Consider the following 26,450-nt stretch of genomic DNA (forward strand, 5'->3'; position numbering starts at 1 on the left):
TACATATATAATTCGATAAATGTTGGGGGATATCCTGCATATAGATGAATGCAGAGCCTTGAAAATTAAGCCTTTCAAGGTTTTGCAAGAGACTATTATTTATATTTTAAAGGGGGATAAAGTATGGCAAAATACTTAATTGGTATTGATGCTGGAACTTCTTTAGTAAAAAGTGTACTGTTTGATACTAGGGGAAATGAAATTTATGTTTCGAAACAAAAGACAGAGGTTTTATCTCCTAACCCTGATTGGTCAGAACAAGATATGAATTCGGTATTTATTGCAACAGTAAGGACATTAAATGATGTAATAGTAAGTTCAGGAATTTCTCCAGATGATATAGTTGCAATAGGTTTAACTGCTCAAGGCGATGGCTGCTGGATGATAGATAAGGATGGCAATCCCGTAAGAAATGCCATATTATGGTCCGATGGCAGAGCTGCAGATTTAATTAATCAATGGCAAAAGGAAGGCATTTGTGATAAGGCATATAACATATGCGGTTCAAGTTTGTTTCCTGGAGCTCAGGGTGCAATATTAAGATGGTTGAAGGATAACGAGCCCCATAATGCTTCAAAAATAGCTTACGCATTTTATTGCAAGGATTGGCTAAGATTTAAACTTACAGGTGTTATTGCAACAGATGAAACAGATGCTTCATTACCATTTTTTGATATAGTAAATAGAACATATTCAGATGAAACCTTAGAGTACTATGGAATTAAGGATATGAGAAAGATGTTACCGGAGGTTATCCCAGCCAGTGAGGCAATATCATACATTAAAGATGATATTGCAGAGGTTACTGGTCTTAGGAAGGGAACTCCCCTTGTTACTGGCCCCTTTGACGTTGTATCAACTGCCATAGGAGTAGATGCTATTCATAGTGGAATTGGATGTTCAATTGTAGGGACAACATGTTTTAACGAAGTGACAATGGATACACCTGATATAACACCATTGAATGTTGGAATGACCATAGCACATGGAATTCCGGGTAAATGGATGAGGGCTTTAGGTGCCATGAATGGGACTCCGAATTTGGACTGGTTTATTGACCAAATAGCTAAGGCCGAAAAGGACGCTGCAAAAATATTAGGCATAAATTTATATAAGTATTTCGAAGACAAGGTAAAGAACATTCCAATAGGATCAAATGGGGTGGTTTATCACCCATATATTAGTCCAGGAGGAGAACGTGCTCCTTTTGTAAAACCTTCGGCAAAAGCGCAATTTATGGGGATTTGTTTAAACAATACAAAATATGATATGTTAAGGGCCGTTTATGAAGGTGTAGCTATGGAAATGCTGGATTGCTACAAACATATGCCTGGAGAGATTACTGAAATTCATCTGTCTGGTGGTGGAGCGTCCAGCGATTTATGGTGCCAGATGTTCGCTGATACTACAGGAAAAGTTATAAAAGTTCCTGCAGGAAGTGAATTTGGTGCCAAGGGAGCAGTAATTAACGCTGCTGTAGCAATTAAACTTTTTAGTGATTATGATGAAGCCATAAGCCATATGGTGAGATTTGAGAGGCTATATGAACCGGATATGTCTAACCATAAAGAATATGAAAAATTATATAATTTATATAAGACAATATACATGACTAACTGGAATATGTGGGATGAACTAGGTGAGACTATGAAAGAAATGCAGCAGAAAAGAATGATGAAGCAATTGTTAGCATAAATATGAATTTTTATAAATGAAAAATCGGATAGCCCTTTCAGGCTATCCGAAAAAATATTTTGAGGAAGGAACGATTTTTGATGGATATAAAGCTTGGTATGAATACAAGTTTTGCCTTAAATAGATTTCCATTACCCAAGGAATGGATAGACATCGTTACGGATGAACTTGAATTAAAATATGTTCAATTTTATTTTGACCTTTTGGATCCTGTAATAATAGAAGAGAAAGTTAGAGAGAAAATATGCGAGGAAATTAGGGAATATTCAATGAAAAAGGGAATTGAAATTGTCAACACAGCTTCCGGTGCGATCTCCCATCAAACAAATTTCTTGTTACACCCAGATAAGGAAGTACGAAAATCTTTTATAAATTGGTATAGGAAGGCTATTGATGAAACAGCACAAATGGGGTCTAAATCTACAGGAGTGTATGTCGGGGCTTTTAGTATGGCTGATATACAAAATGAAAAAAGAAAAAATGAAGTATTAAATGATTACATAAATATAATGGGAGAACTGTCCGATTATGCATCTCAAAAAGGTTTGGAATATTTATTAATAGAACCAATGTCGATTCCAAGAGAATATCCTTGTACAATTGAAGAAAGCCTTTATATAAATAAAAAACTTAATAGTGTGTCATCAATTCCAATATACTTAAATCTGGATGTTGGCCATCTTAATATATTATCGAATAACGAAAGGGACAGAGACCCAATTAGCTGGATAAAGGAGTTGTTGAAATATACAAAAATTTTGCACATACAGCAAACGGACAAAGAGGCAAGTAGACATTGGCCCTTTACAGAAGAATACAATAAAAAAGGCATTATCGATGGAGAAAAGATTTTGGATGCAGTTTGTGAAACTGGCGTTGATGAAATTTACTTAATAATGGAACTGTTTTACAAGCCCTTTGGCAATGCAGATTATGAAGTTATTCCCTCTCTAAAAGAAAGTGTTAGGTACTGGAAAAATATTATAAACAAGAGGGTGGATGGTGGTAAAAAATGCTGGAATCATTAAAAGAAAGGCTGGTTCAAGTTGCAAAACAAGCAGAAAAAGACGGATTATGCAAGTATAAATCAGGAAACTTTAGTATAAGAGATGAAAATACAAATTATATTCTAATTACACCATCAGGCGCCAAAAGAGATGACTTGGATGCCAATTCTATTATTGTTGTTAATATAGATGGGGAAATAATTGAGAATAAAACAAATTATAAGCCATCAAGTGAGTTACAGATGCATTTAATGGCTTATAAAAATAGAGAAGATATAAATGGAGTTTGCCATACACATTCACTTTTTGCAACCGTATTTGCTGTAATACCAATGGAAATAAAGCCAATCGTTTTTGAAGCCATGGCATACGGCGTACATGTTCCTGTTGCAAAGTACGAAAGACCAGGTACAAAAGAATTGGCAGAAAGTATTGTAGAGCCCTTAAAAATATCGGATGCTTGTCTTTTAGAAAAACATGGAGTTCTAACAGTTGGCAATAATTTAGAGGATGCGTATTTAAAAATGCAATATGTTGAGGATGTAGCAAAAATTTATTATCATGCTCTAATTCTTGATAAAAAAATACAAGAAATCCCACAGCGTGAATTTGATAAAATTATAAACCTTTAAGTTTATGCATTAAGTTTTGAATTGCCCACTATTACAGAACGAATAAATATAAAATTTGGACCTTTTAATTAAGGTCCTTTTGTTATAAAAAGACTTTCTATGGAAAAAAATCTCAACAAACAGGAGAAATTACCTATAAAAATATCAAAAGTTTAGATAAAGTATTTAAAATCCTCTAAATTCAAGGGCTTTAAAATAACTAAGATTAAGAAAAGTTGGCACGAAAATTGCGATTTAGGTTGTAGAAATTGAAAATCTGACCTGACATAAAAAAGACTGGAAAAAGTTTATTCAAAGGAGGGATGAATATGATAGCAGTGATAATAGTTTCCCACAGTGAGAAAGTGGCCGAGGGGGTTAAGGATATTGCCGAGCAAATGAATAATAGCAAAATTATGATAAGGGCAGCAGGGGGAACAGAAAATGGCAGAATCGGTACAAATACATTAAAAATTTATGAAACATTTGAAGAGGTCAAAAATGCAGATAATATTCTTGTTTTTGTTGATCTTGGAAGTTCAATAATGGCAACGGAAATGGCGATGGATATGCTTGATGATGAGATTAGAGAAAAGATAACAATTGTTGATGCGCCTATTGTGGAAGGGGCTTTAGGTGCTGTTATTCAGGCAACTGTTACCGATAATGTTAAAAACATTATTGAAACGGCTATTGAAAGTAAAAGTTTAAGTAAACTACAGGAATAAGGGGATGATGGACAATGATTGATATGATGGTAACCATAAAAAGAGAGGATGGTTTTCATGCCAGACCAGCCAGTGAGCTTGTAAAGATAGCGAATAAATATAAAAGCAATGTGTTTATTAAGAGAAATAATAGAACAGTATCAGCGAAAAGTATATTAAATTTGATGAGTTTGGCCATAAGATGTGGAGAAACTATAGGATTAATTATCGATGGTGAAGATGAAAAAGTAGTTCTAGAAGAAATATTAAAGATTTTTTAAAGCTAAAAATTATAGATATTTGGAAGGAAATAGCACTACATTGGTAAAAAATATCAATGATCAAAAAATGGAGTAAATGTAAAACCATCAAAGCATTAATTTTCCTATATTTATAAAATTAAGAATAGTATATTAATTTTGGTATATAATTTGCACCTTATTTAGGTGAATATAAAAAGTTGAAACAGAGTAATGACTTCAGTTAAAAAAAGTATAATCTTTTAACTTCTTGCCATTGAAATAGATTTTTATTTAATTAAGACTAATGGCTGAGGGGTTAAAGATTAAATAAAATTTTAAAATAAAGGAAGGGGGAATTGCAATGAAACATTTCAGGACGTTTTTAGGTTACGCAATAGCAGGTATGTTTGTAATGTCAGTTTGGGGAGCTCTATCAGACAAATATGGTTTACTAGGTGGATGGTTTGCAGGACTTTGTATTATCGCGCCGATGTGGTTTTTAAATCACTATTTGGGAATAATCAATAACGAAAATGGAGCAGCATTTGTGGATCAGGCTTTGGGTATTGCAATTGCTGGTACAATGAGAGACGTATTTTTGGCAGGTTCAATTAATCCACTGGTACAGTCAATACCTACATTGATCATTGTCATACTTGGTGGAATGACGGGCGGTATTTGTGCAGCAGCTATTCAGAAGGATATGGCAAAGGAAGCTGTGATAACTGCAAATGAATCTAAAGAACTTAATGTTTAATCAGGGAAACTTTAAAATAAAAGGGAGAGGGGGCGAGATAAATGACTTTAAAGTTGGCTATCGCAACTTTTGTGGGAGCTTTTATATTTCCATTTTTAATAAGGTTGCTGTGGGGCAAAATGGTTGAAAACTGGGGAGCAATTGGCGGATGGATGGCAGCCGGTTTTATCGTTGGTACCACATGGCTTTTAAATCATGGTATTGGGATGATAAACCAGAGTGGAAAAGCATGGATAGACATGGCATGGGCAGCAGGTACTGGTTTAATAGCTGCATCGGTTTATTCAGGAGATAAATTTAAGAAAGCTATTCCAACAATAGCCTGTGCAGTAGTTGGAGGAGTCTTTGCAGGATTTATGTTATCACTCTTTTTGTAAATGCAATTTATATTTAAGAAATGAAATGGTTTAAGAATTGAGAGGGAGGAGAAAAAATGAGAAGACTTATAAATGATCCGTATAATATTGTAGAAGAAATGCTTGAAGGATTCTGCAAGGCGCATAATAAGCATGTAAAGCTTCTTGAGAATGATGGCCGTGTTGTAGTTAGCAAAAAGGCACCCGTAAAGGATAAGGTTGGAATCATAATTGGTGGAGGATCAGGTCATGAGCCACTGTTCCTTGGATATGTTGGGGAAGGTTTTGCCGACGCTGCTGTTATAGGTAATATTAATACTTCACCATCTCCTGAACCATGCTATAATGCTGTCAAGGCAGTTGACGCAGGCAAGGGATGTTTATATATGTATGGAAATTACGCAGGAGATGTTATGAATTTTGATATGGGTGCTGAAATGGCTGCAGCAGAAGGTATTAGAGTAGAAACAGTCCTTGTAACTGACGACGTCTACTCTTCAACTGAGATTAAGAATAGAAGAGGAGTTGCTGGAGATTTCTATGTATTTAAGGTTGCTGCCGCCAAAGCTGCTCTTGGATATGATCTTGATGCAGTTAAGTCAGCTGCTGAAAAGGCCAATGCAAATACGAGATCAATGGGAGTTGCAATGTCATCCTCTACCCTTCCAATTACCGGCAAAACAATATTTGAGCTTGAAGACGGTGACATGGAAGTTGGTATGGGAATTCACGGTGAACCAGGTGTGAGAAGGACTAAGATAGAACCTGCAGATAAAGTTGTTGACGAGATACTGGGCTACATACTTCCCGATCTTCCGTTCAATGAAGGTGATGAAGTTAGTGTCCTTGTAAATGGCCTTGGTGCAACACCACTTATGGATTTACATGTAGCATATAGGAGAGTGGCTCAGGTATTAGAAGAAAAGAAAATTAAGATTTATAATTCATTTGTAGGCAACTACGCAACTTCAATGGATATGGCAGGTATGTCCATTACTCTTATGAAATTAGATGATGAGCTTAAGGAATTATTAGACTACCCTTGTGATGCGCCTTATTGTGTAATAAAATAACTATCTTAAAACAGGGGTGGCCACAAAGGGGGACAATATAATGTATGAAGATTTTATTTTAGATAAAGCCTATTTTATAAAGGTTATAAAAGATCTTGCAGAAATGATTGAAGAAAATAGAGACTATTTAACTGGACTGGATTCAGAAATAGGCGATGGGGATCATGGAACCAATTTAAGTATAGGTTTCAGAGAAGTCATGAAAAATTTGGGGCAATGGGAAAATGAGAATCTGACCGTAATATTTAAAAAGGTTGGTATGGCCCTGCTTGGCAAGGTAGGAGGGGCATCAGGTCCACTTTACGGAAGTATGTTTATGAAGCTTGGTGAACCTGCCCATGGAAAGGAAAGAGTAAACTTTAAAGAGTTCTATGAAATGTTTAAATCAGGTATTGAGGCAGTTGAAAATAGAGGAAAAGCTGTCGTTGGTGATAAGACCATGGTAGATGCTTTAAGACCAGGACTTAATGCTTTTACAGAAGCAATTGAGTCTGGCGAGAAACCTGAAAAGGCCTTTGGAACATTTTTGGAAAGGGCAAAAGAGGGATCTCAGTCTACAATACCCCTAATAGCAAGGAAAGGCAGAGCAATGCGGCTTGGAGAGAGGGCCATTGGCCATATGGATCCGGGTTCAGCATCAAGTTGTATGATACTAGAAGTTTTCTATAGAAACTTGCTGAACTATAAAAAAAATTATTAGCATAATTTAATAGCCACTGCCCTCTGGGTAGTGGCTATTAAATAAAAAGGAGAATTGAAATGAGAAAAAAAATAGTTGGTTCGAGCTGGAAGATGCATATAGATTCAATCTATAAAGGGGAAGAATTAGCTAAAGAAATAAGGAATCTTGTAGGAAAGATTGATGAAATCGATATTTTTATAATTCCTACATATCCCATGATACCTGTTATTTCAAAAATTTTTCAGGGAAGCTGTATAAAGTGGGGAGCTCAAAACGTCAGTTATATAGAAAAAGGAGCTCTTACAGGTGAAGTGCCTCCATTAGTTTTGAAAGAATTAGGATGTACTTATGTCGAGGTTGGGCATGCGGAAAGAAGAGCAAACTTAAATGAAACGGATGAAACGGTTAATAAGAAGATAAAGTTGATTTTTAAATATGGGATGATTCCGATAATATGCATAGGTGAAACTTTAAGCGATCTTAATAACAATTATGGAAAGTTAAGGCTGGAGACTCAAATATTATGGGCTCTGGATGGCCTTAACAAAGATGAGATTGAAAAGGTTGTAATAGCTTACGAACCTGTATGGGCAATAGGTCAGAGTGAAGCTGCAAAAGAAGACTATGTTGAAGAGGTACATAGTTTTATAAGAAGCGTAATAACTGATAGGTATGGAGAAGAAGTTGGTCAGGCCGTTAGAATTATTTATGGTGGTTCCGTCAGTCCGGAAAGTGCTCAAAAATTGTGCTTAAAAGAAAATGTTGATGGAGTTTTTATAGGACGTTTCGGACTGAAGGCTGAAAATTTTGAAAAGATGGTTTGCGCCTTTAAATAAATTTTAGATGGGGGGATAAAATATGAAAATAGCAATAGGGTGTGATTCAGCTGCTTTTCAGCTTAAAGAGGTAATAGAAAAATATCTTAGTAATTTGGGATATGAATATGAAGATATGGGGACGAATTCGCCTGATGATGAAACACATTATCCTTTAATTGCTGAAAAGGTTGCCACTTCAATAGCCGATGGACGTTTTGAAAGGGGTATTCTTCTTTGCGGAACGGGTATTGGAATGTGCATTACTGCAAATAAAATACCAGGTGTATATGCTGCACTCTGCCACGATGTTTATTCGGCAGAACGTGCTAGAAAGAGCAATAACGCTCAGATTATAACGATGGGGGCAAGGGTAGTGGGGCCAGAACTTGCCAAGACAATTTTAAAAGCATGGCTGGAATCCGAATTTACACCAGGCCCATCTTCGCCAAAAGTTGCTTTGGTTGAAGAAATAGATAGAAAGTATAGATAGATGATATGATATTACTAAACATAATCAAGTATAGATGTGACAAGGAACTTTCATGCACTAAAATAATCTATGCATAAAAATAAGTTAGGTTTTTGCCTAACTTATTTTTATGCATTATATAGAAGAAATCTACTAATACTATCTAAATGAATGTTATTTTATTCTCTAAGGGAGGCATGAATATGAAGGATAGGCCTAAAGCACATGAAGATATGGATGAAGTTTATACTATATTTAAAACATATCCTAAAAACTCCATGATGCCTGCAATAACTGCAGGACCTCAGCATAAAGAGATGGTTTCAATGATGATTGTAGCAAACGATGATACAATTGAAATGATTAATAAGGAGAAGGAATTTGATGTTCAAATAACTACATACGTTGAAAATGTACACGATGGTAAGGAGAAAAATCTTGTAATGAGGTTTGACATGTATTTTCATAATGCTCATGCTGTATATGAAGGAATTATCACTGATGAACCGCGGGGGCGGCAGAAGGAATTTGTAGAGGTCTTGAAAAATACAGATACCATAGATTTATGGATTACGGATGAACAAAGGGAAGTTAAACGGGTTGTGCCTTTGAAATGGGAATATGAAAAAGCAAAGAATGTACTTGATAAGTTTCTACAATAAAAGCCTCTCCTACAGATGTAAGGCTGTAGGAGAAGTTTTATTATTAATCAATATGATTAATCCTCATATTTGAAGTCTTATGGTCCATTCTGAATTTATGGGGAGATACCCCTTCATGCCTTGAAAACACCTTGCTGAAGTAACCAGGATCTATGTAGCCCACCTTAAAGGAAATTTCACCTATGCTATCATCTGTAGATGTCAAAAGCTCCTTGGCCCTTTTTATCCTCAATTTTGATACATAATCGATAAACGTCATTCCAACATTAGCCTTAAAATATCTGCTAAAATACTGGGGATTTAAGTGAACATATGATGCGACTGACTCGAGGTTTATGTTTCCTGAATAGTTTTTATGTATATAGCTGACGGCCTTCTCAATTAAGGACTTATTTATTAAATTAATTTCCTCATCCTTAAGCTCCTTGTTGAATTGAATATGTGAAATAGCCCTGTTTATAGCTTCAACAAGCTCCAGGGGCCTTGCGGGCTTTAGAAGATAATCTACTACATTTAGCTTAATTGCAGAATGTGCAAACTGAAACTCATCATATGCGGTTAAAATGACGGTTTTAACTGTGGGATGAAACTGCAGTATCTCTTTTTGAGCTTCAATTCCGCCTTTTTCGGGCATTTTAATGTCCATTATTATAATATCCGGTTTTGTTTTTTTGGCGATTCTTACTGCTTCCAGCCCGTTTTTCGCTTCTTCCACTACCTCGATATTATCAAAATGTTTTTTAATGATTATATTAATGGCTTTTCTTTCTAACGATTCATCCTCGGCAATCATTAGCTTGTACACAAAATCACCCCCATTTTTTCCCTATTTAACATATGGCAGCTTTATAAAAACCTTCGTGCCCTCTCCCATCCTGCTTTCAATATACAGGCCATATTCCTTTCCAAAATAATATTTGATTCTGTGGTCCACATTTTGTATACCAAGGCCTGTGATATTACCGTCGGGTCTATTCTCATTGAATATTGACTTTAACCTGTCTTCAGGAATTCCAGCTCCATTATCTGAAACCTCAATAATAATATATTCATTAAAAAATTTTTTTCCTGCAATGGAGAGAACTCCACCCTCAGCTTTTTTTTCAAGGCCATGTATTATGGCGTTTTCTACTATTGGCTGAAGCGTCATAACAGGAATCTTTGAGTTCAGTATTTCATTATCCATTTCTATGTGGTATTTAATTCTGTCACCATATCTTACAGTTTGAATATACAAATATTTTTTGATATTGTTTACTTCTGTTTCGATTTTTACCATATTCTCGGAGTTTTTAAGGCTGTATCTCAAAAGGTCCGATAGTGTGTAAATCAATTCCTCAGTATTTGATGCCCCTTCGATGAGTGCTATTCTTGCAATGGTATTCAGTGTGTTGAAAAGAAAATGTGGATTTATCTGAGATTGTAGCGTTTTGATTTGAATATCCTTTAGCAGGTTTTCAAGCCGTACTTTTTCTCTGGTCTCCTCAAGAAGCCTGCTCTGTGCAATTGTTGCCATTCCCATTTTTGCAATGTAATTTGCAAAAATGTATAGGAATTCAGAAGCGTCTTTAATGCCTTCGTATGAAATAGTTGGGATCTTTTTAAATTCCCTTTCAAGGCTTTCAAAGGGTATATCAAGTTCATGCGACAGCCTTTTAAGGTCCACTATATCCTTATCACTCTGGTTCCTTATCTTTACCTGGCCACACAGCATTCCACCAAGATAAGTGTCTCCTACCATTAATGGTGCAGCCATATCGGTGAGGCCTGTATGACATCTATATATGACAGGGCTTTTTGACTTCATGGCCTTAAGGCTTCCGGCAGCATCACAGAGGGAGCAGCGCCTGTATCCTTCCCGACTGTTTCTTATGAGTTTACAGAATCCAGTAAAATTGCTTGCATTTACAATAGGCACTCCTTTTTCGTCCACAGTAATCGCTGCTAAATCCAGCATTTTAGAGAACTTATCCTGAATACTTTGAAGGGTTGATATATCGATTATTTCACTAATGCTGTAACTATGGGGTTCAGTCACATTAATCACCTCACCAGGATAACTTTGGAGATATGGGCTTGTCTTATAATAAATAACTGCATAGCAGGATGTAAAATAAATACAAAAACACGTATAAAAAATTCAATTTTAAAAAGTAAAAAATAGAGGCAAACAAGACATAATAATCAGAAAATTTAAACAAGTATTATAGTATTATTATACTGTACTTTACTTCATTTGAAAATATTTGTTGTGGAGGGTTGTTTATGGGTCAGGAAGCATTAGGCATGATCGAAACAAAAGGCCTTGTAGCTGCAATTGAAGCGGCAGACTCCATGGTAAAGGCAGCAAACGTTACTTTAATTGGATACGAGAAGATAGGTTCTGGGCTTGTAACCGTATTGGTAAGGGGAGACGTTGGAGCAGTTAAGGCTGCTACAGACGCCGGTGCAGCATCGGCAAGAAGAGTTGGGGAAGTTATTTCAATCCATGTAATTCCAAGGCCTCACACTGATGTTGAAAAGATACTTCCAAAGTTTGAAGAATAGTTAGTGGGTGATAGCCTATGGATAATCAGATGGTTGAAAGGATTCTCGAAGAGGTTAAAAAAAGGCTGAGTACACAGGGGGCAGCGGAAGTTCAGCCCCCGCTTAAGAAAGAGGAAGTAAAAAAGGAGGCAGTAGTTATGAGTGTATCAGGTCTCACTGAATTTGTTGGAACGGCCATTGGCGATACTGTAGGCCTTGTGATTGCAAATGTTGATAGAGGTTTGCATGAGAAAATGGGATTGGATAAGAAATATCGCTCAATCGGCATTATAGGGGCAAGAACAGGGGCAGGTCCTCAACTTATGGCAGTTGATGAAGCAGTAAAGGCTACAAACAGTGAAGTTGTAACTGTTGAACTTCCAAGGGATACCAAGGGAGGTGCAGGACATGGCTCACTTATCATTGTTGCTGCTGAGGATGTATCCGACGCAAGGAGGGCAGTTGAAGTTGCATTAAAGGAACTTGATAGAACCTTTGGAGATGTTTATGGATGTGATGCGGGGCATCTCGAGTTTCAATACACTGCAAGGGCAAGCTATTGTTTGAACAAAGCCTTTGGAGCACCCCTTGGAAAAGCCTTTGGAATCATAGTTGGTGCTCCCGCAGCCATTGGAGTATTAATGGCAGATACCGCATTAAAGACAGCAAGTGTAGATGTTGTAACATATGGTTCACCTACCCACGGGAACTCATATACAAATGAAGTTGTGCTTACAATTACAGGGGACTCCGGCGCAGTAAGACAGGCTATAATCTCTGCAAGGGAAGTAGGGCTTAAGGTCATGAGAGCGATGGGCCAAAATCCTGTGTCATCAACAAAACCTTATATATAAAAACAGGATAGGTGGTTGATAGTATGAAAAGGTCTAAGAGGTTTGAGGTTTTAGAAAGCAGAGACGTAAACAAGGATGGATTTGTGAAGGATTGGCCTGAAGTTGGTCTTATTGCAGTTGGAAGTCCTAATGACCCGAAGCCAGGAATAAAAATTGAAAACGGTAAAGTCGTTGAGATGGATGGAAAGAAGAGGGAAGACTTTGATTTTATAGACATATTTATAGCCGATCATGCAATAAACCTTGAAAACGCTGAAAAATATATGTCAATGGATTCACTCGAAATTGCAAGGATGCTTGTCGATATAAACGTTCCAAGGGAAGAGATCATAAAGATTACAACGTCCATAACTCCTGCAAAAATAGTTGAGGTTGTTGACAAGCTAAATGTCGTTGAGATGATGATGGCCCTTCAGAAAATGAGGGCAAGAAAAAGACCTTCTAATCAATGCCACATTACAAATGTTAAGGACAATCCTATCCTCATAGCTGCAGATGCAGCAGAGGCTGCCCTCAGGGGTTTTGATGAGATGGAAACTACTGTTGGAATAGTCAGATACGCTCCATTCAATGCCCTTGCACTTCTTATTGGTGCACAAACAGGCAGGGGAGGGGTTTTAACCCAGTGTGCACTTGAAGAAGCAACTGAGCTAAGGCTTGGTATGATGGGATATACTTCTTATGCAGAAACCATATCGGTATATGGTACAGAGCAGGTGTTTGTGGATGGAGATGATACACCATGGTCAAAATCCTTCCTGGCATCTGCCTATGCATCAAGGGGGCTTAAGATGAGATTTACTTCAGGCACAGGTTCTGAAGTACAGATGGGTTATGCAGAAGGAAAATCAATGCTTTACCTTGAAGCAAGATGCATAATGATCACAAAGGGAGCAGGGGTTCAGGGACTTCAAAACGGTTCAATAAGCTGTATTGGCGTTCCGGGTGCTGTTTCAGGAGGAATCAGGGCAGTTCTTGCTGAGAACCTGATCACCACAATGCTTGACCTTGAGGTTGCATCAGGAAACGACCAGACATTCACCCACTCACAAATTAGAAAGACTGCAAGGACAATGATGCAGTTCCTCCCGGGGACAGATTTCATATTCTCAGGATATAGTGCAGTTCCTAACTATGATAACATGTTTGCAGGTTCAAACTTCGACTCAGATGACTATGATGATTATCTTGTTCTTCAGAGGGACCTCAAGGTGGATGGGGGATTAAGACCAGTTAAGGAGGAAGAAGTCATTGCCATAAGAAACAGAGCAGCAAAGGCCCTCCAGGCTGTATTTAAGGAACTGGGGCTTCCAGCTATAACCGATGAAGAGGTTGAAGCTGCAACCTATGCCCATGGAAGCAAGGATGTTCCAGACAGGGTTGTCGTTGAGGATCTGAAGGCAGCTCAGGATCTTATAAAGAAGGGCAAAACAGGGCTTGATATCGTAAAGGCACTCTATAAGGGAGGATATGATGACATTGCGGTTAGGGTTCTCAATATGCTCAAGCAAAGAGTTGCCGGGGATTACCTCCATACATCATCGATATTCGACAGGGACTTCAATGTAATTACAGCAGTAAACAATCCTAATGATTACATGGGACCTGGCACAGGTTATAGGCTTGAAGGAGCGAGATGGGAAGAAATTAAGAACATAAATACAGCACTGGATCCGAACAGGATGTAATAAGGGGGGACAGGTATGATAAACACTTTGTCTAACGATGAATTAATAGAAATGATCGCACAGGAAGTGTTAAAGCAGCTTAATGCAAAGGGTGGAAATGAAATCCCTCAAAGGGAAAAATCCTGTGAAAACAAGACATGCTCAGGCACTACATCAGGAAAGATGGAGCTTTTAAATAAAGGGGAAGCTGCAGTTGGAAAGAGAAGTGACGAGGTTGTAGTAGCCATAGGTCCAGCCTTTGGAATTAGTCAAACCAAAACCATAATCGATATTCCCCATGACGAAGTTTTAAGGGAAGTTCTGGCAGGAATCGAGGAAGAGGGAATCTCCGCAAGGGTAATAAGGGTACTGCATACCTCAGATGTAGCCTTTATAAGTCATACTGCTGCCAAGCTTAGCGGCTCAGGAATAGGCATTGGAATACAGTCGAAGGGTACTACTGTTATTCACCAAAAGGATCTTGAGCCTTTAAATAACCTTGAACTGTTCCCACAGGCTCCTCTTATTGACCTTGAAACCTACAGGGCAATAGGAAAGAATGCTGCAAAATATGCCAAGGGTGAGTCACCTGACCCTGTACCTGTTAGAAACGACCAGATGGCAAGACCAAGGTATCAGGCAAAGGCAGCAGTTCTTCACATAAAGGAAACTGAGCACGTTGTGCCTAACGCAAAGCCTGTTGAGATTCAGGTAGTTTTTAAATAGGGGGGAATAGGATGGACAGCGCATTAATAGAACAAATCGTAAATGAGGTATTAAAGGCACTAAATTCAACCCCAGGGGAGGAGAAGAAAAAGGAGCCTGCTGCAAAATGTGGCGAAAAGCTGGGAGTTGATGATTATCCACTCATTCAAAGGAGAAAAGATTTAATTAAAACTAATACGGGTAAGGGCATTGATGATATAAACATAGAAAATGTAATGAATGGGAGTATCAAGCCAGAGGATATAAAGATAACTGCCGATGTTCTTCTTTATCAGGCTCAAATAGCCGAAGCCGTTGGAAGAGTGCAGTTTGCCAGAAACCTCAGAAGAGCTGCAGAGCTTACGGCAGTTCCGGATGAAAGGGTTCTTGAAATATATAACGCACTTAGGCCATACCGCTCAACCAGAGAGGAGCTTTTGGCCATTGCTGAGGAGCTTGAGAACAAATATGGGGCTGTAATGAACGCAGCGCTTGTAAGGGAAGCGGCTGAAGTTTATGAAAAGAGAGGAAGATTAAGGGCATAAACTAACTGGATTTACGAGGTGATTTAAGTGAAGCTGATTGCGGGGGTTGATATAGGTAATTCCACAACGGAGGTTGCCATTGCCGACATAGAAAAGGAGCTTAACTTTCTTTCAAGCAGCATTGTAAGAACCACAGGCATAAAGGGAACCGTGGAAAATGTTGTGGGGGTTTATAATGCACTTAAGGAAGCATGCAGCAACATAAAGGTTGATATTTCACAGCTCCATGCAATATGTATAAATGAAGCTACGCCTGTAATAGGGGATGTGGCTATGGAGACAATAACCCAGACGGTTATCACAGAATCCACAATGATAGGCCATAATCCCGATACTCCGGGAGGGCTGGGCCTTGGAATTGGAAGAACTATTTTCATAGATGAAATAGATTACGTTTCATCAACTGAGGAAGTGATATGCGTCATTCCAAAATCAGTTGATTTTGAAACTGCTGCAAGGAGGCTAAACCTTGCCTTTAAAAAGGGAATAAAGGTCCAGGGAGCCATTGTTCAGGGAGATGATGGAGTACTCATATCAAACAGGCTTGAAAGAAAAATTCCTATCGTAGATGAGGTAACCCATATAGACAGGATACCCATGGGAATGGTTTCAGCTGTGGAGGTTGCCGCCCCCGGAGAAACTATAAAGGTTTTATCAAATCCCTATGGTCTGGCAACTATATTTAATCTCACTCCGGAGGAAACAAAGCACATAATTCCAATAAGCAGAGCTTTAATTGGAAACAGGTCCGCTGTGGTGATAAGGACTCCGGAGGGAGAGGTTAAAGAAAGGGTTATTCCAGCAGGTAAAATAATTCTTTATGGAACGGGAGAAAAAAGAGTTGCCATAGAGGAAGGATCTGAAAAAATTATAAAGGCGCTGAAGGAAGTCTGGCCCCTTAAGGATGCATCAGGAGAGCCGGGTACAAACGTTGGCGGAATGATGGAAAGAGTAAGGCAGGTCATGTCTGAACTTACAGGACAAAGCCAGGGAGATATAAAAATACAGGATATATTACCCGTTGATACCTTCGTACCCCAAAGGGTTCAGGGTGGGCTTGCCGGAGAATTTGCATTGGAAAACGCTGTGGCCCTTGCAGCTATGGTTAAAACGAACAAGCTCCCCATGGAAAATATAGCAGCAAAACTGCAAAAGGAAACAGGCGTTAAGGTTATAATAGGAGGGGTTGAGGCTAACATGGCAGTCCTCGGGGCTTTAACAACCCCTGGCACTGCAAAACCACTTGTAATATTGGATCTTGGTGGAGGGTCAACGGACTCTGCATATATAAACAGGGATGGAGCTGTAAAATCCATTCACCATGCAGGTGCTGGAGAAATGGTAACCATGCTTATAAACTCGGAGCTTGGTCTCGAGGATTACAACCTTGCAGAGGAGATTAAAAAATATCCTATGGCAAGGGTTGAAAGCCTCTTCAATATAAGATATGAGGATGGTACTGTATGCTTTTTCCAGCAGCCTCTGCCTTCCAATTTGTTTGCCAGAAATGTTGTTGTAAAGGGGGAGGAAATGATACCAATCCCAACGAGGCATTCACTTGAGAAGATAAAAACCATAAGAAGGGAGGCAAAGCGGAAGGTATTTATTACAAATGTAATACGTGCTCTGGAGGATGTAGCACCCTTTAATAATATAAGAGGGATTGAATTTGTAGTCTTAGTTGGCGGTTCTGCCCTTGACTTTGAAATACCCGAGATGATATCGGATGAGCTCTCCCGCTATGGAATCGTATGTGGAAGAGGGAATATAAGGGGAGCTTTAGGTCCAAGAAATGCGGTGGCTACAGGCCTTGTAATATCATACTATAACAGTTTGAGGAGCAGTAAAAATGAATGATATAGAAAAGCCAAGCATATTAGTGTGTACAGAACAGGCAAATGAGCTGATTTTAAAGGAAGTACTGGCGGGTATGGAAGAAGAAGGAATTCCATATTCCGTAGTTAATGTTAAGAACATGAGCTTAATAAAGGAAACATATAACAGCGCACAGCTATCCAGAATGGGGATAGCTGTGGGCATATTAAGAAATAGAGTTATTATTCACTATAACAAACTTAGAGAAATCAATCCCCTTTTTGATGTGGAACTAAAATTTTATGAAAGAGAAAGGGCAAGAAGCCTGGGTAACAACGCTGCAAGGCTCTATAAGGCAATGCCCCTTAAGGACGTCTCCAGTAAGGGGGATGAAGAATATATGGAATTTATAAAGGATAAGGTAATAGCAATCCTTAGAGAAAGATTGTCCAGGGAGGGATAAAATGAGTGAAAAAGCCCTCGGATTATTAGAAACCATTGGAATGGCAGCAGCGGTTGAGGCTGCCGATGCGGCTTTAAAATCTGCTGACGTATCTTTAATAGGATACGAACTTACAAAGGGATATGGCATGATAACTGTAAAAATTGAGGGGGATGTTGGAGCAGTAAAGGCTGCACTTGAGGCAGCAAAGGAAAGTGCCTCAAGGGTAAACAGGGTGTGCAGCGCTTTAATTATTCCAAGGCCTTCAGAAAATTTAGATGGAATAAAAAGATCATCCCTTACGGTTGGAATTGAAAATAAAAAAGTTTTATCAAGTGAAGATCTTGCTGAAGGCAATTATAAAGAAGAATCAAAGGGAAAATGTGAAGAAGCGGAATTACAAATAAAAGAAGAAACTAAGGGAGAAGCAAAGGAAGAGATATGCAACATATGCGGTGACCCGGCATGTCCAAGAAAAAAGGGACAGCCGAGAAATCTTTGTATTCACTATAAAAAGGATGGGCCGGTGAAGGATGATGAATAATATGGATAGCAATGTTTTAAAGGAGATAGTTGAGGAAGTTTTAGATAAATACGATGTTAAGGACAGAAGCTTTTCCATCCCTGTTGGGGTCTCCAACAGACATATACACCTTTCACAGGAGGACCTTGAGGTGCTCTTTGGGAGGGGATATAAGCTAACCCCAAGAAACCCAACCACCCAGCCAGGGCAGTTTGCCGCAGAGGAAACTGTGTGCATAGCCGGGAAAAAGGGATGTTTTGAGAAGGTGAGGATTTTAGGGCCCGTCAGGAGCAAAACCCAAATAGAAATATCAAGGACCGATTCCTACGTCCTTGGAATAAGGGCGCCTTTAAGGGAGTCAGGAAACCTTGAGGGGGCGGAAAGCCTCTCTGTTATAGGGCCAAAGGGAATGAAGGTTTTAAGCGGATGTGTGATTGTGGCGGCAAGGCACATTCATATGCTTCCTGAGGATGCGGAAGGATACGGGGTTAAAGATGGTGACAGGGTTGATGTTGAGACCTTAGGCGATAAAGGAGTTGTATTTAAAAACGTGCTTATAAGAGTGAGCAAAAATTCCGCCCTTGAGCTTCACATAGATACAGATGAGGCAAATGCAGGAGAGATAAAAAATGGAGATAGGGTAAGGATTATTAGGATAAACAGGCGATGATATCCTTAACAGCAGGTGTTAAATCTACCGTCTGTAATGTCCATTGTAATAGAATGACCTTTAACGGGGTGAGTTTATGGATATAGACGAATTGATAAAAGCTTTAGCTGCGGAAATTATCAGTAGATTGAACAAAAGGGTGCTTCTTTTTATTACAGGGGGAGCTGTAAATATAAAAGAAGTTTTTACTGTGCTAAGGGAAAATCCTCTGGCAAGCTACGGCATTGTAATGTCCGAGGCAGCAGCAAGGGTGATACCCGGGGAGTATATAGAAAGTCTAAAAGGCAAAATCATAAGGGAAAAGTCTGAAATGACAGGAGAAATAAACAGGGCAGATCTTGTAGTAATTCCTGTTATGACTAGAAATACTCTTTCAAAGGTTAGCCTGGGAATTGCGGATAACCTTGTAACCCTTGGAATATCAGAGGCGGTTATGATGAATAAAAAAATACTGGTGGTTAAGGACAGCTTTGACCCTGAAAACCCTGTGAACATTTCCCTTGGCTATACCAAAAACAAGTATTATAATCAAATGCTTTTGAATTACTGCGAAAGGCTTAAAAATATGGGAATTGAGTTTACGGATGCAGGCCAATTAAATGAAAGACTGCGCCATGCACTGGGTATCAAGTTTGAGAGCAGTAAACCTCCTAAGGCTGAAAAAAAGATTATTTCAAATATATTAACCCTGGAGGATCTTTTGGGCATGGGGAAGGGTCACGTTGAACTTTGTCTTGAGGGAGGCACTAAGATAAGCCCACTTGCGAGGGATTATATAGAAAGCAATGGAATTACAATAAAATACCTTAGGGAAAAGGAGTAAAGAATATGTTTCTTGCCAGGGTAGTTGGAAACGTTGTTTCCACACAAAAGGACCCCAAATTTGTAGGGACCAAGCTTTTAATAGTTCAGAAGATAAATTTAAAGGGAGAGCCCATGGGTGATGTTATTGTTGCAGTTGACACTGTGGGGGCGGGAGTTAATGAAACTGTCCTTGTAATTACAGGCAGTGGAGCAAGGCACGTATATGAGGATAGAAATATACCTGCTGATGCTTCAATTATAGGTATAGTGGACACCATAGAGGTGGATGAAAAGTTTTTAGAGGATTAAATTAGGGGGAGCTGGTTTAATGAAGATATATACCAAAACAGGGGATAAAGGTGAAACTAGCCTCCTTGGGGGAAGCCGGACCAGAAAATCAGACCCCAGGGTGTGGTCCTATGGCACTATAGATGAGGCTAATTCAAGTCTTGGGCTTGCAAGAAGCAAAATAAGGGATAGTGAGCTTAGGGAAGCCATACTTGGAATTCAAAAGAAACTCTTTGAGGTTGGGGCAGAGCTTGCATCTACAGGAACTGAAAGCTATAAACCGAGGATTGATGAGGAGGATGTATTAAGTCTTGAAAAGCTCATAGACCATTACGACGGCCTGAAACCACAGATAAACGCCTTTATAATTCCAGGAGGAACTGAGGAATCTGCCCTTTTGGATGTGGCAAGGACAGTGATTAGAAGGGCTGAGAGGCATATTGCTCATCTGGAGGATGAATTTGACGTTAATGAACATCTTCTAAAATATATAAACAGGCTATCCGATGCCATTTATACCATTGCCCGCTATATTGACTATATAGACATCAAGGACAGGGTAAAGCATGGGGTAAAACTTGGATCAAAGGATACCATTGATAGGGAATTTGCCAGGCATATACTTGATAAATGTATAGAAAAGGCCATGGAAATAAAGGTGCCTGTGGTAATAACCATAACTGATGCCAGCGGAAATATAATAGTTCAGGAGAGAATGGATGGAGCACTTCTTGCCAGTATAGAAATTTCAAGAAATAAAGCCTTTACGTCAGCTATTTTTAAAAAACCGACCCATGAGCTCAAAGGGCCTTCGGAACCAGGAGGGGAGCTCTATGGTATAGGCAATATGGAAAGGGTTGTAACCTTTGGAGGAGGGTATCCTTTAAGGGTTAAGGGAGAAATGTTTGGGGCAATCGGTGTAAGCGGAGGAACCGTCGAGGAGGATATGATCGTTGCATCCCATGGAGTAAAGGTTTTTAAGGAGGTCTTTTTGTATGGAATTAGAGAAAAATGAATTAAGTCTAATAATAGAAAAGGTATTAAAGGAAATGAACGAAAGAAGCCTTAAGATAAAAAACGGCGACGGAATATTTGATAGCATGGACGATGCCATTGAAGCCGCTGACAGGGCACAGAGGAAACTCATTGAAATGACAATAGAGCAGAGGGAAAGGCTGATAAGAGCAATGAGAAAGGCCATACTTGACAACGCCATGTCCATTGCAAAGCTCTGCGTTGAAGAAACCGGAATGGGAAGAGTTGACCACAAATATCTGAAATTAAAGTTGGTATCAGAAAAGACTCCGGGTACGGAAGTCCTCAAAACGACTGCCTTTACGGGGGATAAGGGCCTTACATTAATTGAAATGGCGCCCTATGGCGTTATTGGTGCCATAACTCCTGTCACAAACCCTCCAGATACTATAGCATGTAATAGCATAGGAATGATTTCAGCAGGCAACTCTGTTGTATTTTCACCTCACCCTGGTGCAGTTAAAACATCACTGGAAACCGTGAGAATTTTAAACAGAGCGATAATAGAAGCCGGAGGACCTGAAAATATTATAACAACGGTAGGAAAGCCTTCAATAGAAAGCACAGACCAGATGATCTCCCACCCAAAGGTAAGGCTTGTAGTTGCAACGGGAGGGCCTGCAATAGTGAAAAAGGTTTTATCTTCAGGTAAAAAGGCAATAGGGGCAGGAGCAGGAAATCCACCCGTTGTCATAGATGAAACGGCGGATATTAAAAAGGCTGCCAGGGACGTAATAGCTGGATGCAGCTTTGACAATAACATGCCCTGCATTGCAGAAAAGGAAGCCATAGTGGTTGAAAAGGTTTATGATGAGCTTATAAGGGAAATGAAGGCGAATGGAAATGTATACGAACTAAAGGATGATGAGATAAGAAGGGTTATGGAGGTTGTACTCACAGAGGAACCATCAAAGGGTTCCAGTGGATGCGATATTAAGCCCCGTGAAAAGAGGTATATGATAAACAAAAAATGGGTTGGAAAGGATGCATCAGAAATACTTAAGGCCATAGGAGTGCATCCTCCAAAGGGAGTAGAGTGCCTAATATGCACGGTAGAAAACGATCATCCCTTTGTGCAGGAGGAGCTTATGATGCCAATTCTTCCCATAGTCAAAGCAAAAAACGTCGATGAGGCCATTAACCTTGCAGTTTTAGATGAGCACGGAAACCGCCATACCGCCATGATGCACTCGAAAAACATAGATAATTTAACTAAAATGGCAAGGGTAATAAATACCACAATATTCGTTAAAAACGCACCTTCCTACGCTGGAATAGGCTTCGGGGGAGAAGGATTTACAACCTTTACCATAGCGGGGCCCACTGGAGAAGGCCTTACCAATACTGCAACCTTTACGAGGCAGAGGCGCTGCGTAATGGTGGATTCCTTCAGGATTATTTAATAAAGCACCAGCCCATGTCTGGTGTCTTTAACTTTAAATTAGAGGTGTAGTGTATGGATTTGCTGGACAAGATTTATGAAGCCGGTGTAGTAGGTGCAGGTGGAGCAGGCTTTCCTGCCCATATAAAATTAAACTGTAAGGTAGAGTATTTAATCGTTAACGGTCTGGAATGTGAGCCCCTCTTAAAGACTGATCAGTATATAATGAGGACACATGCCAGTGAGATAATTGAGGCCCTGGAAAAGATAACTGAAAGGGTTGAAGCAAAGCATATCGTTATTGGAATAAAGAAAAAATACAACAGGGAGATAAAGGCCCTTGAAGAGGCGATATCAAGATTTAATTCGAGGGTAAAACTTCATAGATTTGATTCCATTTATCCAGCAGGAGACGAACAGGTGCTTGTATATGAGGTAACGGGAAGGGTAATCCCTCCGGGAGGGATTCCACTAAACGTTGGCGCAGTTGTCTCTAATGTCGGTACCGTCTATAACATTTACAGGGCCATAAATGATACACCTGTAACCGAGAAATATCTTTCAGTTATAGGGGATGTCAGGGAACCAAGGCTATTAAAAGTTCCAATCGGAACATCCCTTAAGGAGTGTATTGAGGCATGTGGAGGAGCCTTATCCCGGGATTATGATGTTATAATGGGCGGTCCCATGATGGGAAGAAAAATAGCCGATGAAGACGTGGAAAACAGGGTGATTACGAAAACCGACGGCGCTGTAATAGTAATTCCTAAAAACCATTATGTTGTTGAAAGGGATAGAAGGCCTCTTACACACATTATAAATCAGGCAAAATCGGCATGTATACAGTGCCGCTTCTGTACCGATATGTGTCCCAGGCATCTTTTAGGTCATCCCCTTAGCCCCCATAAAATTATGAGGGCAATAGCCCTTTCTGAGGATAGCGACGTGTTTAAGGAGGCCCTTACTTGCTCTGAATGTGGAATATGTGAGCTTTATGCGTGCCCAATGGGACTATCTCCGAGGAAAGTGAACATATATCTTAAGGGAAAGCTTAGGGAAAAGGGAATAAGATATCAGAACACATTAAGGGAAGTGAAGGCACATGAGATGAGGGATTGTAGAAGGGTTCCAACATCAAGGCTTGTGGCAAGGCTTGGACTTAATTCCTATAAGGGGCAGATAATAGGGGAGCTTCAAGAGCTAAAGGTTTCAAAGGTAAGAATCCCTTTGAGGCAGCATATAGGTGTGCCTGCTAAACCCGTTGTAAATGCAGGAGACAGTGTTGAGGCAGGACAGGTTATAGGAAGGGTTGATATGGGGCAGATCGGGGCAAACATTCATGCCAGCATATCAGGCACTGTAGATGCAGTAACAGGTGACAGCATAGTCATTCAAAATGCGGAATAGGGGTGGAATTATGATCAGAAGTATAGGGTTAATAGAACTAAACAGCATAGCAAAGGGAATTGAAACTGCAGACACCATGATTAAAGCGGCAAAGGTCCATCTTCTTCTGGCGAAAACCGTATGTCCTGGTAAATATATTGTTCTGATTGCGGGAAATGTAGGAGCTGTTGAGGCATCAGTCGCTGCAGGATTAGAATGCGGCGGTGCCTATGTGGTCGATGAGCTTATAATTCCAAATATTCACCCTCAGCTGATCCCTGCAATAAACTCATCTACAGAGGTAGAAAGGCTAAGGTCCCTTGGTGTCATGGAATTTTTTAGCATTGCATCAGCCATAGTTGCTGCGGATGCTGCAGTGAAGGCTGCAGATGTAGAGCTTATTGAGGTGAGGCCTGGAATAGGGATAGGAGGCAAGGCCTTTGTAACTCTAACAGGAGAAGTTAGTGCCGTGAGGTCTGCAGTTGAATCCGGCGCTGCTGCCGTTTTAAAGAGTGGAATGATGGTGAACAAGGTGGTTATACCATCTCCAGGAAAGGAACTTCTTCAAAGCTTGCTGTAGTTTTTATACATTTTGCAAAAGCACTTCAGAGGTAGGGGTGCTTTTTTATGGGTGGTATTTTTTAAATGATGTAATAAAAAAATAATATGAGTGTCCAAACGCCGGACACTCATATTATTACCTATAAATCACTATTTCATCAAGATCCTTTCTATATTTTATAAAGTTTTGCTCCCTTGCATAACCCAGCGGAGTAAATGCTACCGGCTCCAAGTTAGCACCAAGTTTAAGCACTTCAATGGCTGCCTGTTTATCAAAGGCTCCAATCCAGCAGGTTCCAAGGCCAAGGGCCGTGGCCTCAAGTATCATATGGTCCATAACGATTGAAACATCCACATCGCCGTAATTCTTTCCATCGCTTCTTACCCAGGCCTTTTCAGGAATTGTACATATTCCAAGTATTATCGGTGCCTTTACAAACCAGTCTCTATTGTAAATTCTTCTAAGTTCATCCTCATGTCCCTCCGTGTGGATTACAACTATTTTAAAGGCCTGTTTGTTTGCAGCGGTTGGTGCCAGCCTTCCAGCTTCTAATATCTTCATAAGCTTTTCTTCTTCAACCTTATCAGGCCTGTAGGAACGCACACTATGGCGCTTTTTTAAAAGTTCAAGAAAATCCATAAACCCATCTCCCCTTTTTAATAATAGTTATACTATATTTAATATGACTGTCTGTGATGTTTGGTAAACTGTTAGACCAGTTTTATATATCCTTTGTTATCCATATAAATGCAAAAATTTTTACTATAAATATGCACAGATTCTAAAATATATAAATAAATATATCACTTTTGTTTCATTGTTTGTAGAGGGAAAAATAATATTTTAATATCGAAAATTAAATATGCTTTATGGCTGAGGTGAAAAAGTAATGGTATAATCATCTTAATACGGCCATTTTATATAAGGGGGAGGATAAATGACAGTTGATAAATATCATGAGGAGATGAGGAAAGCCGCTTCAGATTCAGGGTTTTCAAATGAAAACCTGTGCAGGGGCGCATGGGGATTAGCTGAAATGAAACTTAGAAAAAGTTATCTTGATGGATGGAATGTAATAAGGAGCATCAGTAGATGAAAATTAAGAATGCGGAAGGAGTGGTATTATGTTAAAAGCAGTTATATTCGATATGGATGGAGTAATAGTCGACAGCGAGCCGGTCCATGAAAAGGTTTGTAAAAGAAGGTTCAAGGAGCTTAATATAAACGTTACTGATGAGGAGTATGATGCCTTCGTAGGTACAACTAATACAGAAATGTGGACAATAATTAAAAGCAAATACAATTTAAATGAAACGGTTGAAGAACTTGTTTCTATGCACTTGGAAGAAGTTATGGAGTATTTAAGAGAGAGTGATGAAACACCCATACCAGGAATTAAGGATCTGCTTGGGAGTATCAAAAGAGAGGGAATAAAAATAGCCCTTGCGTCTTCTTCGCCAATGGAAAATATAGAACTTGTACTTGAAAAATTCGGCATAGGTGATTATTTTGAGTCTGTTATAAGCGGAGAGAATCTTGAAAGGAGTAAACCTGCACCGGATATTTTCCTAAAAAGTGCTGAAAAGCTTGGGGTAAATCCTGAAAACTGCGTAGTAATCGAGGATTCCCATAACGGAGTAAAGGCAGCAAAGGCAGCGGGAATGAAATGTGTAGGGTTTAAAAACATAAACTCTGGAAACCAGGATTTATCCATGGCGGATATTATAGTATATAGCATAGAGGATGTAAATATTGAAAGGCTAAAAGCACTGTTTGAATAAAAAGGATGAGTCATATAGATGCTTCATATATTTTTTATGTTCTTCTATTGTCCTTTGTAGGAATTTTTTAAGTTATCTGTGTGATTAACGCTAACAGAACAAGTATTCTTTCTTGATCATTATTTGTTCATAAATTGTTAAAAATATATCAAAACAAAATATAGCTAATACATATTCTACATTTAGAGAATATATTTTATAATGAAAGTATTGATTTAGTATAAGCTAAAAACAGTTATTTATATTTTGTAAGGAGGTGAAATCAGAGTTATTGTTATTTAAATAACATTTAAAGCGCCGGGACTTACCAGAGGTAAGTTGACGAGGACAGGGTTTATCGAGCTTTCGGCGGATGCCCTGCGGCTGACCACCGAAAAAGGCCTTACA

Annotated in this window: 32 protein-coding genes; 29 read left to right on the forward strand and 3 right to left on the reverse strand. The window is 39.2% G+C overall.

What is annotated here, in order from left to right; genetic code table 11:
• Window positions 1-123 precede the first annotated feature (123 nt).
• The 12 genes from EDD71_RS13195 (at window position 124) to EDD71_RS13250 (ending at window position 9,079) form a co-directional block, all read left to right on the forward strand.
• Window positions 124-1,695 carry an FGGY-family carbohydrate kinase gene (locus EDD71_RS13195; protein ID WP_133629212.1) on the forward strand — a complete coding sequence of 524 codons (1,572 nt, stop codon included), beginning with the start codon at window positions 124-126 and terminating at the stop codon, window positions 1,693-1,695.
• Window positions 1,696-1,775: 80 nt separating this feature from the next.
• Window positions 1,776-2,723 (forward strand): sugar phosphate isomerase/epimerase family protein, encoded by a 948-nt coding sequence (locus EDD71_RS13200; protein ID WP_243116468.1) that lies wholly within the window; start codon window positions 1,776-1,778, stop codon window positions 2,721-2,723.
• The gene (locus EDD71_RS13205; protein WP_133629214.1) at window positions 2,708-3,334 is read left to right on the forward strand and encodes a class II aldolase/adducin family protein; all 627 of its coding nucleotides are present in this window, start codon (window positions 2,708-2,710) and stop codon (window positions 3,332-3,334) included. Before EDD71_RS13200 ends, EDD71_RS13205 begins: the two co-directional genes overlap by 16 nt.
• A 308-nt stretch (window positions 3,335-3,642) precedes the next feature.
• A complete protein-coding gene (gene dhaM, locus EDD71_RS13210; RefSeq protein ID WP_133629215.1) occupies window positions 3,643-4,041 on the forward strand; it encodes a dihydroxyacetone kinase phosphoryl donor subunit DhaM in 399 nt (132 codons plus the stop codon).
• 14 nt (window positions 4,042-4,055) lie between these two features.
• The gene (locus EDD71_RS13215; protein ID WP_133629216.1) at window positions 4,056-4,301 is read left to right on the forward strand and encodes an HPr family phosphocarrier protein; all 246 of its coding nucleotides are present in this window, start codon (window positions 4,056-4,058) and stop codon (window positions 4,299-4,301) included.
• A gap of 322 nt (window positions 4,302-4,623) precedes the next feature.
• Window positions 4,624-5,019, forward strand: coding sequence for a Lin0368 family putative glycerol transporter subunit (locus EDD71_RS13220; RefSeq protein WP_133629217.1), 396 nt, complete (start codon window positions 4,624-4,626; stop codon window positions 5,017-5,019).
• 41 nt (window positions 5,020-5,060) lie between these two features.
• Window positions 5,061-5,396: a Lin0368 family putative glycerol transporter subunit gene (locus tag EDD71_RS13225; RefSeq protein ID WP_133629218.1), complete on the forward strand. Its 336-nt coding sequence runs from the start codon at window positions 5,061-5,063 to the stop codon at window positions 5,394-5,396.
• Between the two features lie 56 nt (window positions 5,397-5,452).
• Window positions 5,453-6,448 (forward strand): dihydroxyacetone kinase subunit DhaK, encoded by a 996-nt coding sequence (locus EDD71_RS13230; protein WP_133629219.1) that lies wholly within the window; start codon window positions 5,453-5,455, stop codon window positions 6,446-6,448.
• A 40-nt stretch (window positions 6,449-6,488) separates the two neighbouring features.
• Complete coding sequence (dhaL, locus tag EDD71_RS13235; protein ID WP_133629220.1) at window positions 6,489-7,148, forward strand: dihydroxyacetone kinase subunit DhaL; 660 nt, start codon at window positions 6,489-6,491, stop codon at window positions 7,146-7,148.
• A 59-nt stretch (window positions 7,149-7,207) separates the two neighbouring features.
• Window positions 7,208-7,966, forward strand: coding sequence for a triose-phosphate isomerase (tpiA, locus tag EDD71_RS13240; RefSeq protein WP_133629221.1), 759 nt, complete (start codon window positions 7,208-7,210; stop codon window positions 7,964-7,966).
• A gap of 22 nt (window positions 7,967-7,988) precedes the next feature.
• On the forward strand, window positions 7,989-8,438 hold the full coding sequence (gene rpiB, locus EDD71_RS13245; protein ID WP_133629222.1) for a ribose 5-phosphate isomerase B: 450 nt from the start codon (window positions 7,989-7,991) through the stop codon (window positions 8,436-8,438).
• A 182-nt stretch (window positions 8,439-8,620) separates the two neighbouring features.
• Entirely contained in the window at window positions 8,621-9,079 is a 459-nt protein-coding gene (locus EDD71_RS13250; RefSeq protein WP_133629223.1) for a hypothetical protein, read from the forward strand.
• A gap of 43 nt (window positions 9,080-9,122) precedes the next feature.
• On the opposite strand, the gene EDD71_RS13255 is transcribed toward EDD71_RS13250, so the two are convergent.
• A complete protein-coding gene (locus tag EDD71_RS13255) occupies window positions 9,123-9,884 on the reverse strand; it encodes a response regulator transcription factor (RefSeq protein ID WP_207669352.1) in 762 nt (253 codons plus the stop codon).
• Window positions 9,885-9,905: 21 nt separating this feature from the next.
• A complete protein-coding gene (locus EDD71_RS13260) occupies window positions 9,906-11,117 on the reverse strand; it encodes a sensor histidine kinase (RefSeq protein WP_133629224.1) in 1,212 nt (403 codons plus the stop codon).
• Window positions 11,118-11,344: 227 nt separating this feature from the next.
• On the opposite strand from EDD71_RS13260, the gene pduA reads away from it, so the two are divergent.
• The 15 genes from pduA (at window position 11,345) to EDD71_RS13335 (ending at window position 24,300) form a co-directional block, all read left to right on the forward strand.
• Window positions 11,345-11,626, forward strand: a complete 282-nt coding sequence (gene pduA, locus EDD71_RS13265) for a propanediol utilization microcompartment protein PduA (protein ID WP_133629225.1) — start codon at window positions 11,345-11,347, stop codon at window positions 11,624-11,626.
• A gap of 17 nt (window positions 11,627-11,643) precedes the next feature.
• On the forward strand, window positions 11,644-12,459 hold the full coding sequence (gene pduB / locus EDD71_RS13270) for a propanediol utilization microcompartment protein PduB (protein WP_133629226.1): 816 nt from the start codon (window positions 11,644-11,646) through the stop codon (window positions 12,457-12,459).
• Between the two features lie 23 nt (window positions 12,460-12,482).
• Entirely contained in the window at window positions 12,483-14,147 is a 1,665-nt protein-coding gene (locus tag EDD71_RS13275) for a propanediol/glycerol family dehydratase large subunit (protein ID WP_133629227.1), read from the forward strand.
• A gap of 15 nt (window positions 14,148-14,162) precedes the next feature.
• A complete protein-coding gene (locus EDD71_RS13280) occupies window positions 14,163-14,852 on the forward strand; it encodes a propanediol/glycerol family dehydratase medium subunit (RefSeq protein ID WP_133629228.1) in 690 nt (229 codons plus the stop codon).
• 11 nt (window positions 14,853-14,863) lie between these two features.
• A complete protein-coding gene (locus EDD71_RS13285) occupies window positions 14,864-15,376 on the forward strand; it encodes a diol dehydratase small subunit (RefSeq protein WP_133629229.1) in 513 nt (170 codons plus the stop codon).
• Between the two features lie 27 nt (window positions 15,377-15,403).
• Window positions 15,404-17,233 carry a diol dehydratase reactivase subunit alpha gene (locus tag EDD71_RS13290; protein ID WP_133629230.1) on the forward strand — a complete coding sequence of 610 codons (1,830 nt, stop codon included), beginning with the start codon at window positions 15,404-15,406 and terminating at the stop codon, window positions 17,231-17,233.
• A complete protein-coding gene (locus EDD71_RS13295) occupies window positions 17,226-17,654 on the forward strand; it encodes a glycerol dehydratase reactivase beta/small subunit family protein (RefSeq protein ID WP_133629231.1) in 429 nt (142 codons plus the stop codon). The genes EDD71_RS13290 and EDD71_RS13295 overlap by 8 nt, the downstream gene beginning before the upstream one ends.
• A 1-nt stretch (window position 17,655) precedes the next feature.
• Entirely contained in the window at window positions 17,656-18,177 is a 522-nt protein-coding gene (locus tag EDD71_RS15970; protein ID WP_133629232.1) for a BMC domain-containing protein, read from the forward strand.
• On the forward strand, window positions 18,170-18,826 hold the full coding sequence (locus EDD71_RS13305; RefSeq protein WP_133629233.1) for a phosphate propanoyltransferase: 657 nt from the start codon (window positions 18,170-18,172) through the stop codon (window positions 18,824-18,826). The genes EDD71_RS15970 and EDD71_RS13305 overlap by 8 nt, the downstream gene beginning before the upstream one ends.
• A 76-nt stretch (window positions 18,827-18,902) precedes the next feature.
• Window positions 18,903-19,649: a flavoprotein gene (locus tag EDD71_RS13310; RefSeq protein ID WP_133629234.1), complete on the forward strand. Its 747-nt coding sequence runs from the start codon at window positions 18,903-18,905 to the stop codon at window positions 19,647-19,649.
• A gap of 5 nt (window positions 19,650-19,654) precedes the next feature.
• Window positions 19,655-19,939, forward strand: coding sequence for a EutN/CcmL family microcompartment protein (locus EDD71_RS13315; protein ID WP_133629235.1), 285 nt, complete (start codon window positions 19,655-19,657; stop codon window positions 19,937-19,939).
• A gap of 19 nt (window positions 19,940-19,958) precedes the next feature.
• Complete coding sequence (locus tag EDD71_RS13320) at window positions 19,959-20,933, forward strand: cob(I)yrinic acid a,c-diamide adenosyltransferase (protein ID WP_133629236.1); 975 nt, start codon at window positions 19,959-19,961, stop codon at window positions 20,931-20,933.
• Window positions 20,914-22,356, forward strand: a complete 1,443-nt coding sequence (locus EDD71_RS13325) for an aldehyde dehydrogenase family protein (RefSeq protein ID WP_133629237.1) — start codon at window positions 20,914-20,916, stop codon at window positions 22,354-22,356. Before EDD71_RS13320 ends, EDD71_RS13325 begins: the two co-directional genes overlap by 20 nt.
• Window positions 22,357-22,409: 53 nt before the next feature.
• Window positions 22,410-23,741 (forward strand): 4Fe-4S dicluster domain-containing protein, encoded by a 1,332-nt coding sequence (locus tag EDD71_RS13330; RefSeq protein WP_133629238.1) that lies wholly within the window; start codon window positions 22,410-22,412, stop codon window positions 23,739-23,741.
• Window positions 23,742-23,751: 10 nt separating this feature from the next.
• The gene (locus EDD71_RS13335; RefSeq protein WP_133629239.1) at window positions 23,752-24,300 is read left to right on the forward strand and encodes a BMC domain-containing protein; all 549 of its coding nucleotides are present in this window, start codon (window positions 23,752-23,754) and stop codon (window positions 24,298-24,300) included.
• Window positions 24,301-24,417: 117 nt separating this feature from the next.
• Here the strand turns inward: EDD71_RS13335 and EDD71_RS13340 are convergent, their stop codons facing one another.
• On the reverse strand, window positions 24,418-24,921 hold the full coding sequence (locus EDD71_RS13340) for a nitroreductase family protein (protein ID WP_133629240.1): 504 nt from the start codon (window positions 24,919-24,921) through the stop codon (window positions 24,418-24,420).
• 298 nt (window positions 24,922-25,219) lie between these two features.
• On the opposite strand from EDD71_RS13340, the gene EDD71_RS15425 reads away from it, so the two are divergent.
• Window positions 25,220-25,378: a hypothetical protein gene (locus tag EDD71_RS15425; protein ID WP_166636485.1), complete on the forward strand. Its 159-nt coding sequence runs from the start codon at window positions 25,220-25,222 to the stop codon at window positions 25,376-25,378.
• A gap of 28 nt (window positions 25,379-25,406) precedes the next feature.
• A complete protein-coding gene (locus EDD71_RS13345; RefSeq protein ID WP_133629241.1) occupies window positions 25,407-26,063 on the forward strand; it encodes an HAD family hydrolase in 657 nt (218 codons plus the stop codon).
• Window positions 26,064-26,450 lie beyond the last annotated feature (387 nt).

The organism is Fonticella tunisiensis (genome assembly GCF_004364155.1).
GTDB classification, from domain to species: Bacteria; Bacillota; Clostridia; order Clostridiales; family Caloramatoraceae; genus Fonticella; species Fonticella tunisiensis.